Annotated in this window: 13 protein-coding genes; 12 read left to right on the top strand and 1 reads right to left on the bottom strand. The window is 50.8% G+C overall.

Annotated elements, in window-relative coordinates; genetic code table 11:
* Positions 1-44: 44 nt before the first annotated feature.
* From fmt to rsgA, 7 genes are all read left to right on the top strand, one after another.
* Positions 45-983, top strand: coding sequence for a methionyl-tRNA formyltransferase (gene fmt, locus ACLTOQ_RS03125; protein ID WP_412270168.1), 939 nt, complete (start codon positions 45-47; stop codon positions 981-983).
* A gap of 5 nt (positions 984-988) precedes the next feature.
* Entirely contained in the window at positions 989-1,696 is a 708-nt protein-coding gene (locus tag ACLTOQ_RS03130) for a zinc metallopeptidase (protein ID WP_412318761.1), read from the top strand.
* Between the two features lie 197 nt (positions 1,697-1,893).
* Entirely contained in the window at positions 1,894-3,258 is a 1,365-nt protein-coding gene (gene rsmB / locus ACLTOQ_RS03135) for a 16S rRNA (cytosine(967)-C(5))-methyltransferase RsmB (RefSeq protein WP_412318708.1), read from the top strand.
* A 3-nt stretch (positions 3,259-3,261) separates the two neighbouring features.
* A complete protein-coding gene (gene rlmN, locus ACLTOQ_RS03140) occupies positions 3,262-4,314 on the top strand; it encodes a 23S rRNA (adenine(2503)-C(2))-methyltransferase RlmN (RefSeq protein WP_021915816.1) in 1,053 nt (350 codons plus the stop codon).
* Positions 4,315-4,422: 108 nt separating this feature from the next.
* Positions 4,423-5,166, top strand: coding sequence for a Stp1/IreP family PP2C-type Ser/Thr phosphatase (locus ACLTOQ_RS03145; protein WP_337426019.1), 744 nt, complete (start codon positions 4,423-4,425; stop codon positions 5,164-5,166).
* The gene (gene pknB, locus ACLTOQ_RS03150) at positions 5,163-7,277 is read left to right on the top strand and encodes a Stk1 family PASTA domain-containing Ser/Thr kinase (RefSeq protein WP_412318709.1); all 2,115 of its coding nucleotides are present in this window, start codon (positions 5,163-5,165) and stop codon (positions 7,275-7,277) included. The genes ACLTOQ_RS03145 and pknB overlap by 4 nt, the downstream gene beginning before the upstream one ends.
* Before the next feature lie 4 nt (positions 7,278-7,281).
* Positions 7,282-8,175: a ribosome small subunit-dependent GTPase A gene (gene rsgA / locus ACLTOQ_RS03155; protein WP_412318711.1), complete on the top strand. Its 894-nt coding sequence runs from the start codon at positions 7,282-7,284 to the stop codon at positions 8,173-8,175.
* A gap of 120 nt (positions 8,176-8,295) precedes the next feature.
* Here the strand turns inward: rsgA and ACLTOQ_RS03160 are convergent, their stop codons facing one another.
* Positions 8,296-9,633: a sodium-dependent transporter gene (locus tag ACLTOQ_RS03160; protein ID WP_412318713.1), complete on the bottom strand. Its 1,338-nt coding sequence runs from the start codon at positions 9,631-9,633 to the stop codon at positions 8,296-8,298.
* A gap of 381 nt (positions 9,634-10,014) precedes the next feature.
* On the opposite strand from ACLTOQ_RS03160, the gene ychF reads away from it, so the two are divergent.
* The 5 genes from ychF (at position 10,015) to ACLTOQ_RS03185 (ending at position 15,713) form a co-directional block, all read left to right on the top strand.
* The gene (gene ychF / locus ACLTOQ_RS03165; RefSeq protein WP_262585981.1) at positions 10,015-11,112 is read left to right on the top strand and encodes a redox-regulated ATPase YchF; all 1,098 of its coding nucleotides are present in this window, start codon (positions 10,015-10,017) and stop codon (positions 11,110-11,112) included.
* A 259-nt stretch (positions 11,113-11,371) separates the two neighbouring features.
* Positions 11,372-11,803, top strand: a complete 432-nt coding sequence (gene mraZ / locus ACLTOQ_RS03170; protein ID WP_021915822.1) for a division/cell wall cluster transcriptional repressor MraZ — start codon at positions 11,372-11,374, stop codon at positions 11,801-11,803.
* Between the two features lie 18 nt (positions 11,804-11,821).
* On the top strand, positions 11,822-12,760 hold the full coding sequence (gene rsmH, locus ACLTOQ_RS03175; RefSeq protein ID WP_412318715.1) for a 16S rRNA (cytosine(1402)-N(4))-methyltransferase RsmH: 939 nt from the start codon (positions 11,822-11,824) through the stop codon (positions 12,758-12,760).
* Between the two features lie 111 nt (positions 12,761-12,871).
* Positions 12,872-13,393, top strand: a complete 522-nt coding sequence (locus ACLTOQ_RS03180) for a cell division protein FtsL (protein ID WP_412318716.1) — start codon at positions 12,872-12,874, stop codon at positions 13,391-13,393.
* 13 nt (positions 13,394-13,406) lie between these two features.
* Positions 13,407-15,713 carry a peptidoglycan D,D-transpeptidase FtsI family protein gene (locus ACLTOQ_RS03185; RefSeq protein ID WP_412318718.1) on the top strand — a complete coding sequence of 769 codons (2,307 nt, stop codon included), beginning with the start codon at positions 13,407-13,409 and terminating at the stop codon, positions 15,711-15,713.
* The last annotated feature ends 66 nt before the right edge of the window (positions 15,714-15,779 follow it).

Genomic DNA, 15,779 nt, shown 5'->3' on the forward strand with positions numbered 1-15,779 from the left:
TTGTAATTTCCACGGTGCCAGGCGCCTGCAGAATGGAGGACAAGATGAAGATAGTATATATGGGAACGCCGGATTTTGCAGTCGCTCCGCTGGAAGCACTGCTTGCGGCAGGACATACGGTAACGGCGGTTGTGACACAGCCGGACAAGCCGAAGGGGCGCAGTGGAAAACTGCAGATGTCCCCGGTTAAGGAATGCGCGCTGCAGCATGATATTCCGGTGCTGCAGCCGATTAAGATTAAGAGAGCAGAGGAAATCGAGCGTCTCAGGCAGTATGAAGCGGATGTTTATGTGGTAGCAGCATTCGGACAGATTTTATCACAGGAGATCCTGGATCTGCCCCATTATGGAAGCCTGTGCATTCATGCCTCTCTGCTTCCCGCCTATCGCGGGGCATCACCGATCAATCGTGTAATTATGGACGGACAGAAAAAGAGCGGCGTGACGATCATGCAGATGGACGCAGGAATTGATACCGGTGACATCCTGACACAGTCGGAAGTTGTAATTGAGGACACCGATACCGACCTTTCGCTGGAAGAAAAGCTGTCCAAAGTAGGCGCAGAGCTGATTGTGGAAACGCTTCAAAAGCTGGAAGCGGGCACATTGACTGCGACAAAGCAGGATGATTCCAAAAGCTGCTACGCAAAGCTTCTGACCAAGGCGATGGGACAAATTGACTGGAACCAGAGCGCACTTTCCATCGACAGACAGGTGCGTGGACTGTATTCCTGGCCGGGTGCATACACTTCCTGTAAAGGGAAAATGCTGAAAATCTGGCAGGCAAAGCCTGTGGAGGAAGAAGGCATTGCCGCTTACTCTATGCCCGGCAGTATTGCCAGGGTGACGAAGAATGAAATCTTTGTCCAGACCGGCGATGGCGTACTGTGCCTGCATGAAGTCCAGCTGGAAGGCAAAAAGCGCATGAAGGTCCACGACTTTTTGCTGGGCTGTAAGGTAGAGGAAGGAGAGGTGCTTGGATGAGCGTTTTGGCATACATGGGATATTATTACTATGATGTGACGTATCTTCTTGTAATTCTGGGCGCGGTGCTTTCGATGATCGCGAGCGCCCAGGTCAACAGCACGTTTAAACGTTACAGCCGCGTCAGAAGCAGCTGCGGCATGACCGGAGCAGAGGCTGCGGAGCGGATTTTATACCGGAACGGTCTGACGAATGTGCGGATTGAGCATATCAGCGGCAACTTAACAGATCATTATGATCCGTCCTCCAAGGTACTGCGTCTGTCAGATGCGACCTACAATGCGACGAGTGTTGCAGCGGTGGGAGTTGCAGCGCACGAGTGCGGCCACGCGGTACAGGACGCCAAGGGCTATGCACCGTTAAAATTCCGTTCGGCCCTCGTTCCGGCTGCAAATTTCGGCTCGAAATTCGGTTTGCCGATTTTCGTCCTGGGGCTGTTCTTGGGCTCCAACGAGCTGCTGATGCAGATTGGTATCTGGGTCTTTTTGGCAGCGGTGCTGTTCCAGATCGTGACGCTTCCGGTTGAATTCGATGCAAGTCACAGGGCGATGGGATTTTTAACAGAATACGGAATTTTATCGGAAAACGAAGCAGAGGGAAGCTACAGAGTGCTTCGGGCGGCTGCAATGACCTATGTTGCGGCAGCAGCGGCGGCGCTGTTGAACCTGCTGCGGCTGGTGATGCTGTCCAGGCGGGACGACCGCAGGGACTGACCGTGCAGCCTGAAACGTGTGAAACGCCGGAGAAGAGACGCTGCACAGCCTGAAACGTGTGAAACGCCGGAGAACAGACACAGCGCAGTCTGAAACGTGCGAAATGCCGGAAAAGAGACGCTGCGCAGCCGAAAAAGAAAAAGCGAAACAGCAGCCTGAAACAGCGGGCACCGCGCCCTGAACATGGAGAACAGAAAATGGATACAAGAGAAACAGCGCTGCTTTTGTTTGTGGAGATGGAGAAGACCAAAAACTTCGGCAGCAGCCTGATCCGGGATACCTTAAATAAATACGACTACGAAGATCCACGGGAAAAAGCGTTTTTAAAACGTCTGACGGAAGGAACGCTGGAAAGTCTCCTGACGCTGGACTATGTCATCAACGCGTATTCCAAAACGCCGACGAACAAAATGAAACCGCTGATCCGCAGTCTGCTGCGCCTGTCGGTCTATCAAATTTTGTATATGGACACCGTGCCGGATTCTGCGGCATGCAACGAAGCCGTGCGTCTGGCAAAGAAAAAGGGCTTTGAGCGGCTGTCCGGTTTTGTAAACGGTGTACTGCGTACAATTACACGGAACAAAGAAGAAATTTTGAATTCGGAGAGTGCGTTTTGGCAGGAACTTCAAAAGAACCCTGTGCAGGCACTTTCGGTGCGCTACAGCGTGCCGGAGTGGATGATTTCTCTCTGGGAAGCGCAGTATGGAGAAGAAAAGACGGAGCCTATGTTGGAGAGACTGAAAAAAGGGCGTCCGTTGACGATCCGTCTGGACAGCCGTCTGACGGAAGAAGAAAAGGCACAGGAAATCGCAGCGATCGAAGTAGCAGGCGTGACGGTGCAGAAGCACCAGTTGTATGCAGATGCGTGGAATCTGGAAGGCTGTGAGGGCATCGGTCATCTGCCGGGCTTTGCAGAAGGGCTGTTTTATGCGCAGGACGTCAGCAGCATGCTCGCGGTGGAGGCAGCAGGAATTTCAGGTGGAATGACGGTCATGGATCTTTGCAGCGCGCCGGGCGGAAAAACAACGCTTGCAGCAAGAAAGGCGGGCAGCGGGAAGGTGATCTGCGGAGATGTTTCCGAAAGAAAGGCTGCGCTGATTCTGGAAAATACTGACCGGATGAAGTGCAGCAACGTTTCGGTCAATGTCTGGGATGCGTCAGTTTTTATGGAGCAGTATAAAGAAAGCGCGGATGTGGTGCTTCTGGATGTTCCGTGCTCCGGGCTTGGCGTAATCGGCAGAAAAAAAGAAATCCGTTATCGGGTAACGAAAGAAGATCTGGCAGCACTTGTCACTTTGCAGAAAAAGATCGTGGATGCATGCTGGCAGTATGTAAAGCCGGGCGGTATTTTGCTGTATTCGACATGTACCCTGGATGTGTCAGAAAACGAAGAGATGGTGCGGTACGTGACCGAAAAGTATCCGTTTGAAGCAGAGAGCATCGACCCATTTTTGCCGGAATGTCTCCACAGCCAACAGACAAAAGCAGGATTTTTGCAGCTGTTTTTGGGCGAGTGGGACACCGACGGATTTTTTATGGCAAGACTGAGAAGGAAGAAATAGATGATGGAAAACAGAGAAAGCAGGGATTTAAAGTCCCTGCCGCTTGATTTACTGAAAGAAAAAATGACAGAGCTTTCCGAAAAACCGTTTCGGGCAAAACAGCTGTACGACTGGATGCATGTCAAGCTGGCGGGAGATTATGACGAAATGACGAATCTTTCGGCGGCGCTTCGAAACCGGTTAAAGGAAGAATATCCGTTGACAACCCTCAGGGTAGTGCGTGAGCAGACCTCTGCGATTGACGGGACAAAGAAATTTTTATTCGCGCTGCCGGACGGAAATCTGGTGGAGAGTGTGTGGATGCAGTATAAGCATGGCAATTCAGTTTGTATTTCCTCTCAGGTTGGCTGCCGGATGGGCTGCCGCTTTTGCGCGTCTACGCTGGACGGTCTGGAACGGGGACTGACGCCTGCGGAAATGCTGGATCAGATTTACCGGATTCAGAAGCTGACCGGGGAGAGGGTAAGTAATGTCGTCGTGATGGGAAGCGGGGAACCGTTGGATAATTACGACAATCTGCTCGTATTTTTACGGATGCTGACGGATGAAAACGGTTTAAATATCAGCCAGCGCAATGTGACGGTTTCGACCTGCGGAATTGTGCCGAAAATGTATGAGCTGGCGGAGGAAAAGCTTCAGATCACGCTGGCGCTTTCCCTGCATGCGACGACAGATGAAAAGCGCCGCAGGCTGATGCCCATCGCTAACAAATACGGAATGAAGGAGCTGATGGACGCCTGCCGCAATTATGCGGACAAAACCGGACGGAGGCTGACCTTTGAATATAGTCTGGTCGGCGGCGTCAACGATACAAAAGAGGACGCGGAAGAGCTGATCGGTCTGGCAGCGCCGCTGGGCAGTCATGTCAACCTGATTCCGGTCAACCCGATCAAGGAGCGGGATTTTGTACAGTCCAACCATGCCGCGATTGCAGCGTTCCAGAAGCGTCTGGAAAAAGGCGGCGTCAACGTCACAATCCGTCGTGAGATGGGAAGGGACATCGACGGGGCGTGCGGACAGCTGCGCCGCAGACACATGGAAGAGCAGAGCGAGTGAACCTTCCCGAAAGAGGACAATGCCGGATAACAGCTTGTCCTTTTTGTATTTTTGTGCTAGTATGGTAAAGATAATGGGTGAAATTCCGAATACAGAGAGGGTGAGCGAATGAAAGCTTACGCGATTACAGATATTGGAAAAAAGAGATCCTTCAACCAGGACTATGCGTGGATGACCACCGATGAGATCGGAAAGCTTCCCAACCTGTTTATTGTAGCAGATGGAATGGGAGGTCACCGGGGCGGCGGTTATGCATCGCGCCTTGCAGTGGAGACGATTCTGGAACAGATCCGGCAAAGCCAGGCGGACAGCCCGGCAGAAATTTTGGTGGATGCGATCCGTCATGCAAACGAGTGTATCCGGCAGACGGCAGCGGAGGATGAACAGTTGAGTGGAATGGGGACTACAGTGGTAGCCGCCACCTGCGCAGACAGGCAGCTTCAGGTTGCAAACGTCGGGGACAGCCGTTTGTATATTGCAGATGATGTCGGCATCCGTCAGATTACCGAGGATCATTCCCTGGTACAGGAAATGGTGCGCTTTGGCGGAATCAGTCGGGAACAGGCGAGGATCCATCCGGATCGCAACATCATTACCCGTGCCGTAGGCGTAGAGGATGATCTGCAGGTGGATCTGTTTTTGGTTCCGCTGGAAGGAAAAGACCGGGTGCTTCTGTGCTCGGATGGCCTGACCGGAATGCTGGAGGATGAAGAAATCCTGCAGATTCTGGAAGGAGAAGGCAACGTGGAAGAGCGGGCGCAGCGGCTGGTGCAGGCTGCAAACGACCACGGCGGAAGAGATAATATCGCGGTGATTATTATGGAGCCGTTTTCAGATGAGGTGAGCGGATGATTAAGATAGGAACAATGATAGGCGACCGTTACGAGGTGCTCGAGCGCATCGGGATGGGCGGAATGTCAGATGTTTATAAGGCAAAGGATCACAAACTGAACCGGCATGTAGCGGTGAAAGTGCTGAAGCAGGAATTTTCCGAAAATACGAATTTCGTATCTAAATTCCGGGTAGAGGCCCAGGCAGCAGCCAGTCTGATGCATCCGAATATTGTAAATGTGTATGACGTCGGGGAAGATAACGGGGTTTACTACATCGTTATGGAACTCGTAGACGGCATCACGCTCAAAAAATATATCGAAAAAAAGGCGCGTCTGTCCGTGCGTGAGGCGTTAAGTATCGCCATTCAGGCATGCATGGGCATCGAGGCAGCGCATAACAACCATATTATCCATCGGGATATCAAGCCGCAGAACATCATTATTTCCAAGGACGGCAAGGTAAAGGTGACGGATTTTGGCATTGCAAAAGCGGCGACAAGCAACACGATCACCTCAAACGTCATGGGTTCTGTGCATTACACTTCTCCGGAGCAGGCAAGAGGTGGATACAGCGACGAAAAGAGTGATATTTATTCGATGGGTATTACACTTTTCGAAATGCTGACCGGACGCGTTCCGTTCAACGGTGAGACGACGGTTGCGATTGCGATCAAGCATATTCAGGAAGAAATGCCGTCTCCGAGAGAATACGTGCCGGAAATTCCGGTCTGCGTGGAACAGATTGTTTTAAAATGTACCCAGAAAAGTCCGGATCGCCGCTATCACAGTATGGCGGCGCTGATTGCTGACCTGAAAAAGGCGCTGATGTCCCCGAACGAGGATTTTGTCCAGATCGAGAACCCGGATGAGGCGATGGCGACCCGTACCGTGACTTCCAGGGAACGCAAGGAAATCAACGAAAGCAGAAATAAAGAGGCGACAGAGGGAACGCGCCTGAAAAAGAACGAGACGCCCCAGAAGCCCAAGAAGAAAAAACAGCCCGTCTATGAAGAGCCGGAAGAGGATGAAGAAGATGACGAGGATGAGGAGTACGATGACGATTCCAGAATGGAAAAAATCACGACGCTGCTGGCGATCATCGGTGCTGTTTTAATCGGCTGTGCCGTGATCTTTTTAGTCGGCAGGGCAGTTGGTATTTTCAATTTCGGTGCGACGTCTGCGCAGGTGACGGTGGAGAATGTGACCGGTAAATCCGCGGCAGAGGCGCAGAAGATCTTAGAAGACCTTGGTTTGAAGGTAAAATTTGCCTATGAGACTTCCGATACGGTAGCGGAGGGCAATGTCATTTCACAGGATGTACAGGGCGGTACGACGGTTTCCTCCGGTACGCAGGTACAGCTGACGGTGAGCGGCACAGCACCTGCTTCCGATACGGACACAATCCCGGTTCCTGATGTGTTAGGAGCACTGGAGGCGGATGCGACCGCAACGCTGACCAGAAGCGGATTTACCGTGACGAAAGCGGACGGCTACTCCGATACGATTGAAAAGGGAAAGGTTATTTCTCAGAATCCGGTCGGTGGTTCCCGTGCAGCCTCCGGCTCTGCCGTGACGATCGTGATCAGCCAGGGACCGGATACCGGCAGTAAAAATACGATGCCGGCTATCATCGGTCTGGATGTGGAGACAGCGGTTGCAATTTTGACAGAAAACGGATTTTTGATTGGGGACCAGAAAGAGATGAGCGATGACACGGTTCCTGCCGGAAAGGTATGCTATGCAAGCTATACGGCAGGTGCTGCGGTAGAGCCCGGTTCTACGATCGATATCGGAATCAGCGTCGGCCCCAAAGCGGTTACCTACGCATATCAGGAAGCGGTTGCAAGCCCGGCAGATCTGGATCCCCAGTACAAAGAAGGAACCGAGTGTACAGTAACAATCACCGGACAGTCCGGAACGGAATATTTAAAGACGACAGTTCGTTCTTTCCCGATCACGACAGTCAATCTGCATGGAATGGCAGATCCGGCCGGACTGATTACCTATGAATATACGGTAACCGGAGAGGCGACCACGACGACGGATGAGGACGGAAACCTTGTGACCGTGCCCGGAACGACAACGAGACAGACTGTGCAGCGTCAGGTCATGTTTACATCGGAAGGATAAGCGGATGCAGGGAAAAATCATCAGGGGAATCGGCGGATTTTATTATGTGCACACCCATCAGGGCGTATATGAATGCCGTGCGAGGGGCATTTTCCGAAAGGATAAGGAAAAGCCCCTGCCGGGCGACCTGGTTTCGATCAGCGTCCTGGACGAAACAGAAAAAAAGGGAAATCTGGATGAAATCCTGCCGAGAACAAACAGCCTGATCCGACCGGCAGTAGCTAATGTGGATCAGGCGCTTGTCATTTTTGCACTTGTGAGCCCCAAACCGAACTTTAACTTACTGGATCGTTTTCTGGTTTTAATGGAAAAACAGGGAATTCCTGCACTGATCTGTATGAACAAGACGGATCTGGCTTCCGACGAAATGATCGCGGAAGTAAGGGAACGCTATCGCACCAGTGGATATCCGCTGCTGTTTGTCAGCGCGGCACAAAAAGAAGGTATTGAAGCGATCCGGGAGTATCTTCGGGGGAAGACGACGACCGTTGCCGGTCCCAGCGGAGTCGGAAAATCGTCTCTGATCAACCTGCTGCAGGATGGTGTACAGATGCAGACAGGCGCAGTGAGCGAAAAAATTGAACGGGGACGGCACACGACGCGGCATACGGAGTTGATGTGGGTGGAAGAGGATACCTACATTCTGGATACGCCGGGCTTTTCGTCGATTGAGTTATTCGGCATTGAGAAAGAAGAGCTGGGCGGCTATTTTCCGGAAATCGCAGCACATGCCGGAAATTGCAGGTTTCGGGGATGCGCGCATCTGGCGGAGCCGGACTGTGCGGTGAAGGAAGCGGTGGATAATGGCGAAATCAGCAAGGGGAGATACGAGAATTATCAGCTGCTTTATGAAGATTTGAAAAAAAAGACGGGATACGGAAGGCATAGAGACGCCTGACTGAGACGGATTTAGAAAGAGCATAAAAATAGGCTGCCCGGAGGAATGAAAAAATCCTCCGGGCAGCCTATTTTTCATGACAATAGAATGCTCGCAGAGCGTGCATTCTATTGTTTGTGTCTAGCGCCACGCAAATGTCGCCATGCCGTAGATATAAATAAACGCGATGGCAATCGGGACGACGAAGCGAAAGACTGGTTTCATCCATGCCTTCACCTTTAAACCGTGTCCGGTATTGGCTTCCTGTACGAAATTCTCCCAGCCCCAGCCAAAGCTGTTGCAGCAAAACAGAGCAAGCACCAGGGAACCGAGGGGCAATACATTATTGGATACGATAAAATCCCAGAAATCCAGCCATGCCGTGCCTGCTGCGAAGGGTTGAAAATGCAGGACGCTGTAGCCGAGAGCAGTCGTCAGAGCCAGGACAAAGATGCCGGCGCCGCAGACAATGCAGCCCTTTTTTCGTGACCAGCCGGTGAGTTCGCGAATCATGGCGAGAATATTTTCGCAGACACCCAGGACAGTTGAAAGGGCGGCGAACACCATGAACAGGAAAAACAGCGTGCCCCAGATACGACCGCCAGCCATGTGGTTGAAGACATCCGCCATGGTGTCGAATAACAGGCTGGGTCCTGCATTGACCTCCAGCCCGTAGGTAAAGCAGGCGGGGAACATGATGATCCCTGCGAGAACTGCCACGAGTGTGTCCAGTAAAATAATGGTGACGGATTCCCCCATCAGCGACCGTTTTTTGTCAATATAGCTGCCGAAAATAGCCATGCCTCCCATTCCAACCGACAGTGTGAAAAATGCCTGGTTCATCGCGCCGACGATGACGGAGCCGTTGATCTTGGAAAAGTCCGGAACCAGATAAAACTTTAACCCATCTGCTGCGCCGGAAAGGGTCAGGCTGTGGACCGCCAGCACCAGCATCAGAACGAGCAGCGAGGTCATCATATATTTTGTGATACGTTCCAGACCGCCCTGTAAGTCAAAGCTCAGAATCAGAAAAGCGACGATGACCGTGACGAGCAGATAGGACACGTTGACGGACGGATTCTGAATCATCTGTGTAAAGCCGAAGGACTGATTCTGCCCGGTTATAAATTTCACAAAGTAATAGATCAGCCAACCGCACACGACGGTGTAAAACGCCATCAGGGTAATATTGCCAATCAGACTGACGATACCGAAAATCCCCCATTTGTGGCCGGGCTTTTCAAGCTTTTGATACATGTAGAGCGGACTTGTCCGGGCAGCGCGCCCGACGGAAAATTCCATCGTCATGACAGGCAGACCGAGAATGAGCAGGCAGATCAGATAGATCAGCATAAAGCCTCCACCCCCGTTTTGTCCGCACATCCACGGAAATTTCCATACATTGCCGCAGCCGATGGCACATCCTGCCGAGATCATGATAAATCCGAGACGGCTGCCGAGTTGTTCCCTTTTTTCCATTGTTGTTGATTTCCCTCTTTTCTTTTTCCCAAATACAGCTCTGCCCAGGAGAAAAAACAGAGCCTGCAGAGAGAAGTATAGCGGAAAGCATAAAAAAAAACAAGCCATCGGATTTGGAATGACGAAAGTGGATTTTGGGACGGTGTGTTATGCGTTATGATCTTTGGAAAATTGATTTTTGAGGTTTAAAAAAGAAAACAAATATGATATATTATTAGATTGTATCCAACTTTTTGCTTACACGGCAGAGAGAGGGAGAAAATAAAAGAGCTGGAGAAAATAGAAAGCGTCCTGAAAATGTGCAGGTAATTGTGCAGTACAAAAACATAGAAAGGCGAAAATCCCGATAAATCAAGGGTTTTCGGACAGGTAAATCGTAAAATGAAACTTGGAATCGTTGGTCTCCCGAATGTTGGTAAAAGTACCTTATTTAATTCTCTGACGAAAGCTGGTGCGGAGTCTGCAAACTATCCGTTCTGTACCATTGACCCCAATGTAGGTGTGGTAGCCGTTCCGGACGAGCGCTTAAAGCTTCTGGGTGATCTGTATCATTCCAAAAAGGTAACGCCTGCTGTGATCGAGTTTGTAGACATCGCAGGTCTGGTGAAAGGTGCTTCTAAGGGTGAAGGCCTTGGCAACCAGTTTTTGAGCAATATCCGCGAAGTGGATGCGATCGTGCACGTCGTTCGCTGTTTTGAGGACAGCAACGTTGTCCATGTAGATGGAAGCGTGAATCCGCTGCGCGACATCGAGACGATCAACCTCGAGCTGATCTTCTCCGACTTGGAAATTCTGGAACGCAGAATCGCCAAAGTGGCAAAGGGCGCGAGAATGGATAAGGAGCAGGCAAAAGAGCTGGCGATGCTGGAGCGTGTCAAGGAGCGTCTGGAGGACGGAAAGCTTGCAATCGGCTTCGAGACAGAGGATGAAGACGAGGAAGAATACTTCAAGAACCTGAACCTGCTGACTGCAAAACCGGTGATCTATGCGGCAAACGTTGGGGAAGAAGATCTGGCAAACGACGGCGCAGATAACGCAGGCGTACAGGCAGTCAGAGAATATGCAAAAGAAACCGGCAGTGAGGTATTTGCGATCTGCGCACAGATCGAGGAAGAAATTTCCGAGCTGGACGATGAAGAACGTCAGATGTTTCTGGACGACCTTGGATTAAAAGAATCCGGTCTGGAAAAACTGATCCGCGCAAGCTACCATCTGCTCGGCCTGATGAGCTTTTTAACTTCCGGCGAAGATGAGACGAGAGCATGGACGATCAAACAGGGCACAAAAGCACCGCAGGCAGCCGGCAAGATTCACACCGACTTCGAACGCGGCTTTATCAAGGCTGAGGTTGTCAATTACAAAGATCTGCTGGAAAACGGCTCCCTTGCGGCAGCGAGAGAAAAAGGACTTGTCCGCATGGAGGGTAAGGAATATGTGGTACAGGACGGCGATGTAATCCTGTTCCGCTTCAATGTCTGAGAAAATTGTTACTGTTCACTCGCGCCATTCGCAAAAGCGCAAAAAAATTATAAATACAACAAAAGGTACGCTTTTAGGGCATTTTGTTGTCACGAATGACGAAAAAGGCAGTTGGACTTTTCACGGTCCGGCTGTCTTTTTTTTCTGAAATCGCTTGTCAAGGAGGGCATTTTATACTAAAATGGTTTCAAAGTGGTAGAAAGTGGTACGAAGTGGAGTAAGGTGGCAGACCTTTTCCATGAATGGTAGGTGATTGTACATGTTTATGGGCGAATACAATCATACGTTGGATACAAAAGGCAGGTTGATCATTCCCTCCAAATTTCGAGAGACGCTCGGTGAGAAATTTGTAGTGACCAAGGGACTGGATGGCTGCTTATTTGTGTACGACAATGCCGGCTGGACTGCTTTCGAAGAAAAGCTTCAGGCAATGCCCATCAGCAGAAAAGACACCCGTATGTTTGTCCGCCACTTTCTGGCAGGCGCCGCGGAGGTGGAGGTGGACAAGCAGGGACGTGCCCTGATCCCTTCCAAATTAAGAGAATTTGCAGAGCTGACCAAAGACGTTGTGCTGGTGGGCGCTGCAGGACATATTGAAATCTGGAGCCAGGAGCGCTGGGATGCCCTGGAAGAAGAGGCGGAGGAATCCATGGAGGATATCGCAGAGCGCATGGACGACCTCGGACTGTAACGAAGAAAGGAAAAATCGATGGAATTTGCACATACATCCGTCCTGTTGGAGGAGACAATTGAAGGACTTGCAATCAAACCGGACGGCATCTATGTGGACGGCACATTGGGCGGGGCAGGACATTCCAGCCACATTGCAGCGCGCCTTAAGACCGGCCGGCTGATCGGTATCGACCAGGATGCAGAGGCGATCGAAGCGGCGACAAAACGGCTGGAGCCGTGGCAGGAGCATGTGACGCTGGTGCGCGACAATTACTGTAACCTTCCGGCAGTATTAAACAGCCTCGGCATCGATAAAGTAGATGGCATTATGTTAGACCTTGGCGTATCCTCCTATCAGCTGGACAACGCCGAGAGAGGATTTTCCTATCGTTATGATACCGCACTGGATATGCGGATGGATCAGCGTCAGACCCTGACGGCGAAAACGATCGTCAATGAGTGGTCACAGGCAGAGCTGTTTCGGTGTATCCGGGACTACGGAGAAGATAAATTTGCACAGAATATCGCCAAACACATCGTGCAGGCGAGAGAAAAGAAGCCGATTGAGACGACCGGGGAATTAAACGACATTATCCGGGCGGCGATTCCGGCAAAGATGCGGGAAAAAGGCGGACATCCCTCCAAACGCACGTTTCAGGCGATTCGGATTGCCTGCAACAGAGAGCTGGAGGTATTGGAAAATTCCCTGGACGCCTTTATCGACCGGCTGGCTCCGGGTGGAAGGCTCTGCATCATCACCTTCCATTCGCTGGAAGACAGAATTGTGAAAAATGCCTTCCGCAGAAATGAAAATCCCTGTACCTGTCCGCCGGAATTCCCGGTGTGCGTGTGCGGTAAAACGAGCCGGGGACATGTTGTGACCCGCAAACCGATTCTTCCGACCGAGGAAGAGATGGAGACAAATTCCAGAGCGAAAAGCGCAAAGCTGCGCATTTTCGAAAAAATAGAGAGCTAGTACATCGTTTTCGAAATAACGATACCACTCACTTGCATGTGAATCCGATTGGTATAGTTATTTACGAAACGCTGTACTGGAAGCCGGAACAGACGGCGGTGAGGAGAGCAAATGGCAAGAACATCGAATTCAGCCAGAAAAAGCCAATCGGCAGCGTACAAAAGAACGCCCTATCAGAAAACAGCATATGTAAACGGTACGGCAGTCAGACACGCTGAGGCGGGAGAAGAGCTGGAACGCCATTTGGATCAGGGCTCCGGACGGGTTTCGAGACGCGAGCTGGAGAAGCAGAAGCAGGAAATGAAACGCCTGCGCTACAGAAATGTAGCCTATGTGCTGTTTTTGACCGTGGCGTTTGCAGTCACGAGCGTAATGCTGATCGGCTATATCCGGATGGAATCCTCGATCACCCAGAGCGTAAAGCAGGTTGCAGCGCTGCAGAGTCAGCTAAATAACTTAAAGACGGAAAATGACGAAATGAAAAACCGGATTGACAGCTCCATCAACCTGGAGGAAATCAGAAGAATTGCAATTACGGAGCTTGGCATGACCTACGCAGGACAGGGACAGATCGTGGAAATCCCGGATGATGGAAGCGATTATGTAAGACAGTATGCAGACATCAAGAAGTGAGGCAGGTGCCGGATTGGATAAGAAAAATAAGTTTACAATACGAATGCAGAGAAAGCTGGTGGTACTGTTTTGTTTGGTACTGCTGGCTTTTGCAGGGTTGAGCGTCAGATTGATTTTAATTAACCGGGATAACGGCGACAGCTACAAAAAGCAGGTGCTTTCCCAGCAGCAGTATTCCAGTACGACGATTCCTTATAAGCGGGGAGAAATCCTGGACAACAAGGGAACGAAGCTGGCATCGAGTGAAAAGGTATACGATCTGGTGCTGGATATCAAACAGATGAATAATAAAGAGGACTATGTTGAGCCTACGATCCAGGCCCTGGAGGATTATTTTAGCATTGACGGCGATCAGGTGCGCGCTTATGCGCAGGAACACCCGGATTCCCAGTATTATGTCCTCAAAAAGAGAATGTCCTACAATGAAATCAGTGATTATCAGCAGATGATGGCGGATACGAGCCAGAAAGAATATAACCAGTATGTCAAGGGAATCTGGTTTGAGAAAAGCTATAAGCGAGTTTACCCGAATAGCTCTCTCGCAAGCGATGTCATCGGCTTTACGCGGACGGACGGAACCGGAACCTACGGACTGGAAGAGTATTACAACGATGTTTTGAGCGGCGTAAACGGCAGACAGTATGGATATATAGACGGGGACGATAATCTGCAGCGGACGACGGAGGCTGCTGTAGACGGCTACAATGTTTATTCCACGATCGACGCGACGATTCAGGGCATTGTGGAAAAGTACCTCAAAAAATATAACGACGAAAACAAAGACAGCACCCGCGAGGGTAACGGTGCGCAGGATGCAGCGTGTATTGTGATGGATGTCCACAGTGGGGAAGTGCTCGCAATGGCGAGTTATCCGACGTTTGACTTAAACGATACGAGAAATCCGGAGGCACTGATCGGCAGCAAACTGATCGATGTCAGTGGAAACTCGACGGATACGGTCATCAACGAAGAGATTGCAGCGTCGATGAAGCAGGAGGAAAATAACGATCTGCTTGTACAGAACTTAAATGCCCTCTGGAAAAACTACTGCATTAACAGCACTTACGAGCCGGGTTCCACGATGAAGCCCTTCGTTGCAGCGATGGGATTGGAGGACGGCAGGCTCAAAGGCAATGAATCCTTTGAATGCACCGGTATCATCGAGATCGGCGGCTACAAAATCCGCTGTCATAACTACACAAACGGTGCGGAGGGGTGGCTGACGATCGGAGAATCCATTGAACGCTCCTGTAATGTCACGCTGATCCGGATGGCACAGGTTATCGGGATCGATGAATTTCTGAAATATATGTCGGAATATAATTTCGGCTTAAAGACCAATATAGATCTGGCGGGCGAGGCAAGAACGGCTTCCCTGGTATTCAATTCTTCAACGATGGGACCTACGGAGCTTGCAACCTCGAGCTTTGGACAGGGCTTTAACGTGACGATGATCCAGATGATCACAGGTTTTTGCTCCCTGATCAACGGAGGCTATTATTATGAACCGCATATGGTAAGCAAGATTACGGCAGCAGATGGATCTGTGGTAAAAAATATTGAGCCGAGACTGTTAAAACAGACCATTTCCGCGGAAACTTCGGAGAAAATCCGTGAATACTGCGTTCAGGTTGTGGAAGGTGCAAATGGTACCGGTAAACGTGCAAAGCCTGCAGGCTATCGCATCGGCGGTAAGACTGGTACAGCAGAAACTGTCAGCGCCAGCGGTACTCGTGAAAAGGAGGATTACGTCGTATCGTTTCTGGGCTATGCGCCCGCAGAAGATCCACAGATCGCAATTTATGTGGTTTTAAACAGACCAAACGCCCGGGAACAGGATCTGGAAACGAGAAAAGCATGTATCATCGCCAAAAACATATTGACCGAAGTGCTTCCTTATTTAAATATCTTCATGACACAGGAGCTGACGGACGAAGAGCGCGCAGAGCTGGAAGCGATGCAGATTGAAATCCGCGAGCAGCTGAGCGCAAACGCGCCGGCGTCGGATGTCAGCGGGAATGATGTCAGTGGAAATACAACCGATACCGGCGGGGATCCGTCTGCCGGGGATACTACGGCAGGGGAGAACAGCAGCGCTGCGCAGCCTGCGGGCGACGACCCGTCTACAACAGGTGGAGATACTGCAAATGGAGCAGAAGCGGACAATCCGTATGTCAACAGCGACGGGCAGTTGATCGATCCGACGACTGGAGAGGTGATCACGGAGGATTCGGATGGCTATGATGTGCCGGTTTCCGGCATTCTGGAAAACGGTGCAGCAGGCGACTCTGGTGGGGATACGCAAAATCCCATGGAGTAATGGCAGAAAAGAGGTAACTGCTCAGTAGGTCTGCGCATTTACTGCGCTGACCGTAAGAAAACTTAG

Source organism: Gallintestinimicrobium sp., assembly GCF_046968865.1.
GTDB lineage: Bacteria > Bacillota > Clostridia > Lachnospirales > Lachnospiraceae > Gallintestinimicrobium > Gallintestinimicrobium propionicum.

Excerpts from the sequence above, each read along its gene's own strand:
- fmt (WP_412270168.1), top strand. The coding sequence starts at position 45 with ATGAAGATAGTATATATGGGAACGCCGGATTTTGCAGTCGCTCCGCTG.
- rsmB (WP_412318708.1), top strand. The coding sequence starts at position 1,894 with ATGGATACAAGAGAAACAGCGCTGCTTTTGTTTGTGGAGATGGAGAAG.
- rlmN (WP_021915816.1), top strand. The coding sequence starts at position 3,262 with ATGGAAAACAGAGAAAGCAGGGATTTAAAGTCCCTGCCGCTTGATTTA.
- ACLTOQ_RS03145 (WP_337426019.1), top strand. The coding sequence starts at position 4,423 with ATGAAAGCTTACGCGATTACAGATATTGGAAAAAAGAGATCCTTCAAC.
- pknB (WP_412318709.1), top strand. The coding sequence starts at position 5,163 with ATGATTAAGATAGGAACAATGATAGGCGACCGTTACGAGGTGCTCGAG.
- rsgA (WP_412318711.1), top strand. The coding sequence starts at position 7,282 with ATGCAGGGAAAAATCATCAGGGGAATCGGCGGATTTTATTATGTGCAC.
- ACLTOQ_RS03160 (WP_412318713.1), bottom strand. The coding sequence starts at position 9,633 with ATGGAAAAAAGGGAACAACTCGGCAGCCGTCTCGGATTTATCATGATC.
- ychF (WP_262585981.1), top strand. The coding sequence starts at position 10,015 with ATGAAACTTGGAATCGTTGGTCTCCCGAATGTTGGTAAAAGTACCTTA.
- mraZ (WP_021915822.1), top strand. The coding sequence starts at position 11,372 with ATGTTTATGGGCGAATACAATCATACGTTGGATACAAAAGGCAGGTTG.
- rsmH (WP_412318715.1), top strand. The coding sequence starts at position 11,822 with ATGGAATTTGCACATACATCCGTCCTGTTGGAGGAGACAATTGAAGGA.
- ACLTOQ_RS03180 (WP_412318716.1), top strand. The coding sequence starts at position 12,872 with ATGGCAAGAACATCGAATTCAGCCAGAAAAAGCCAATCGGCAGCGTAC.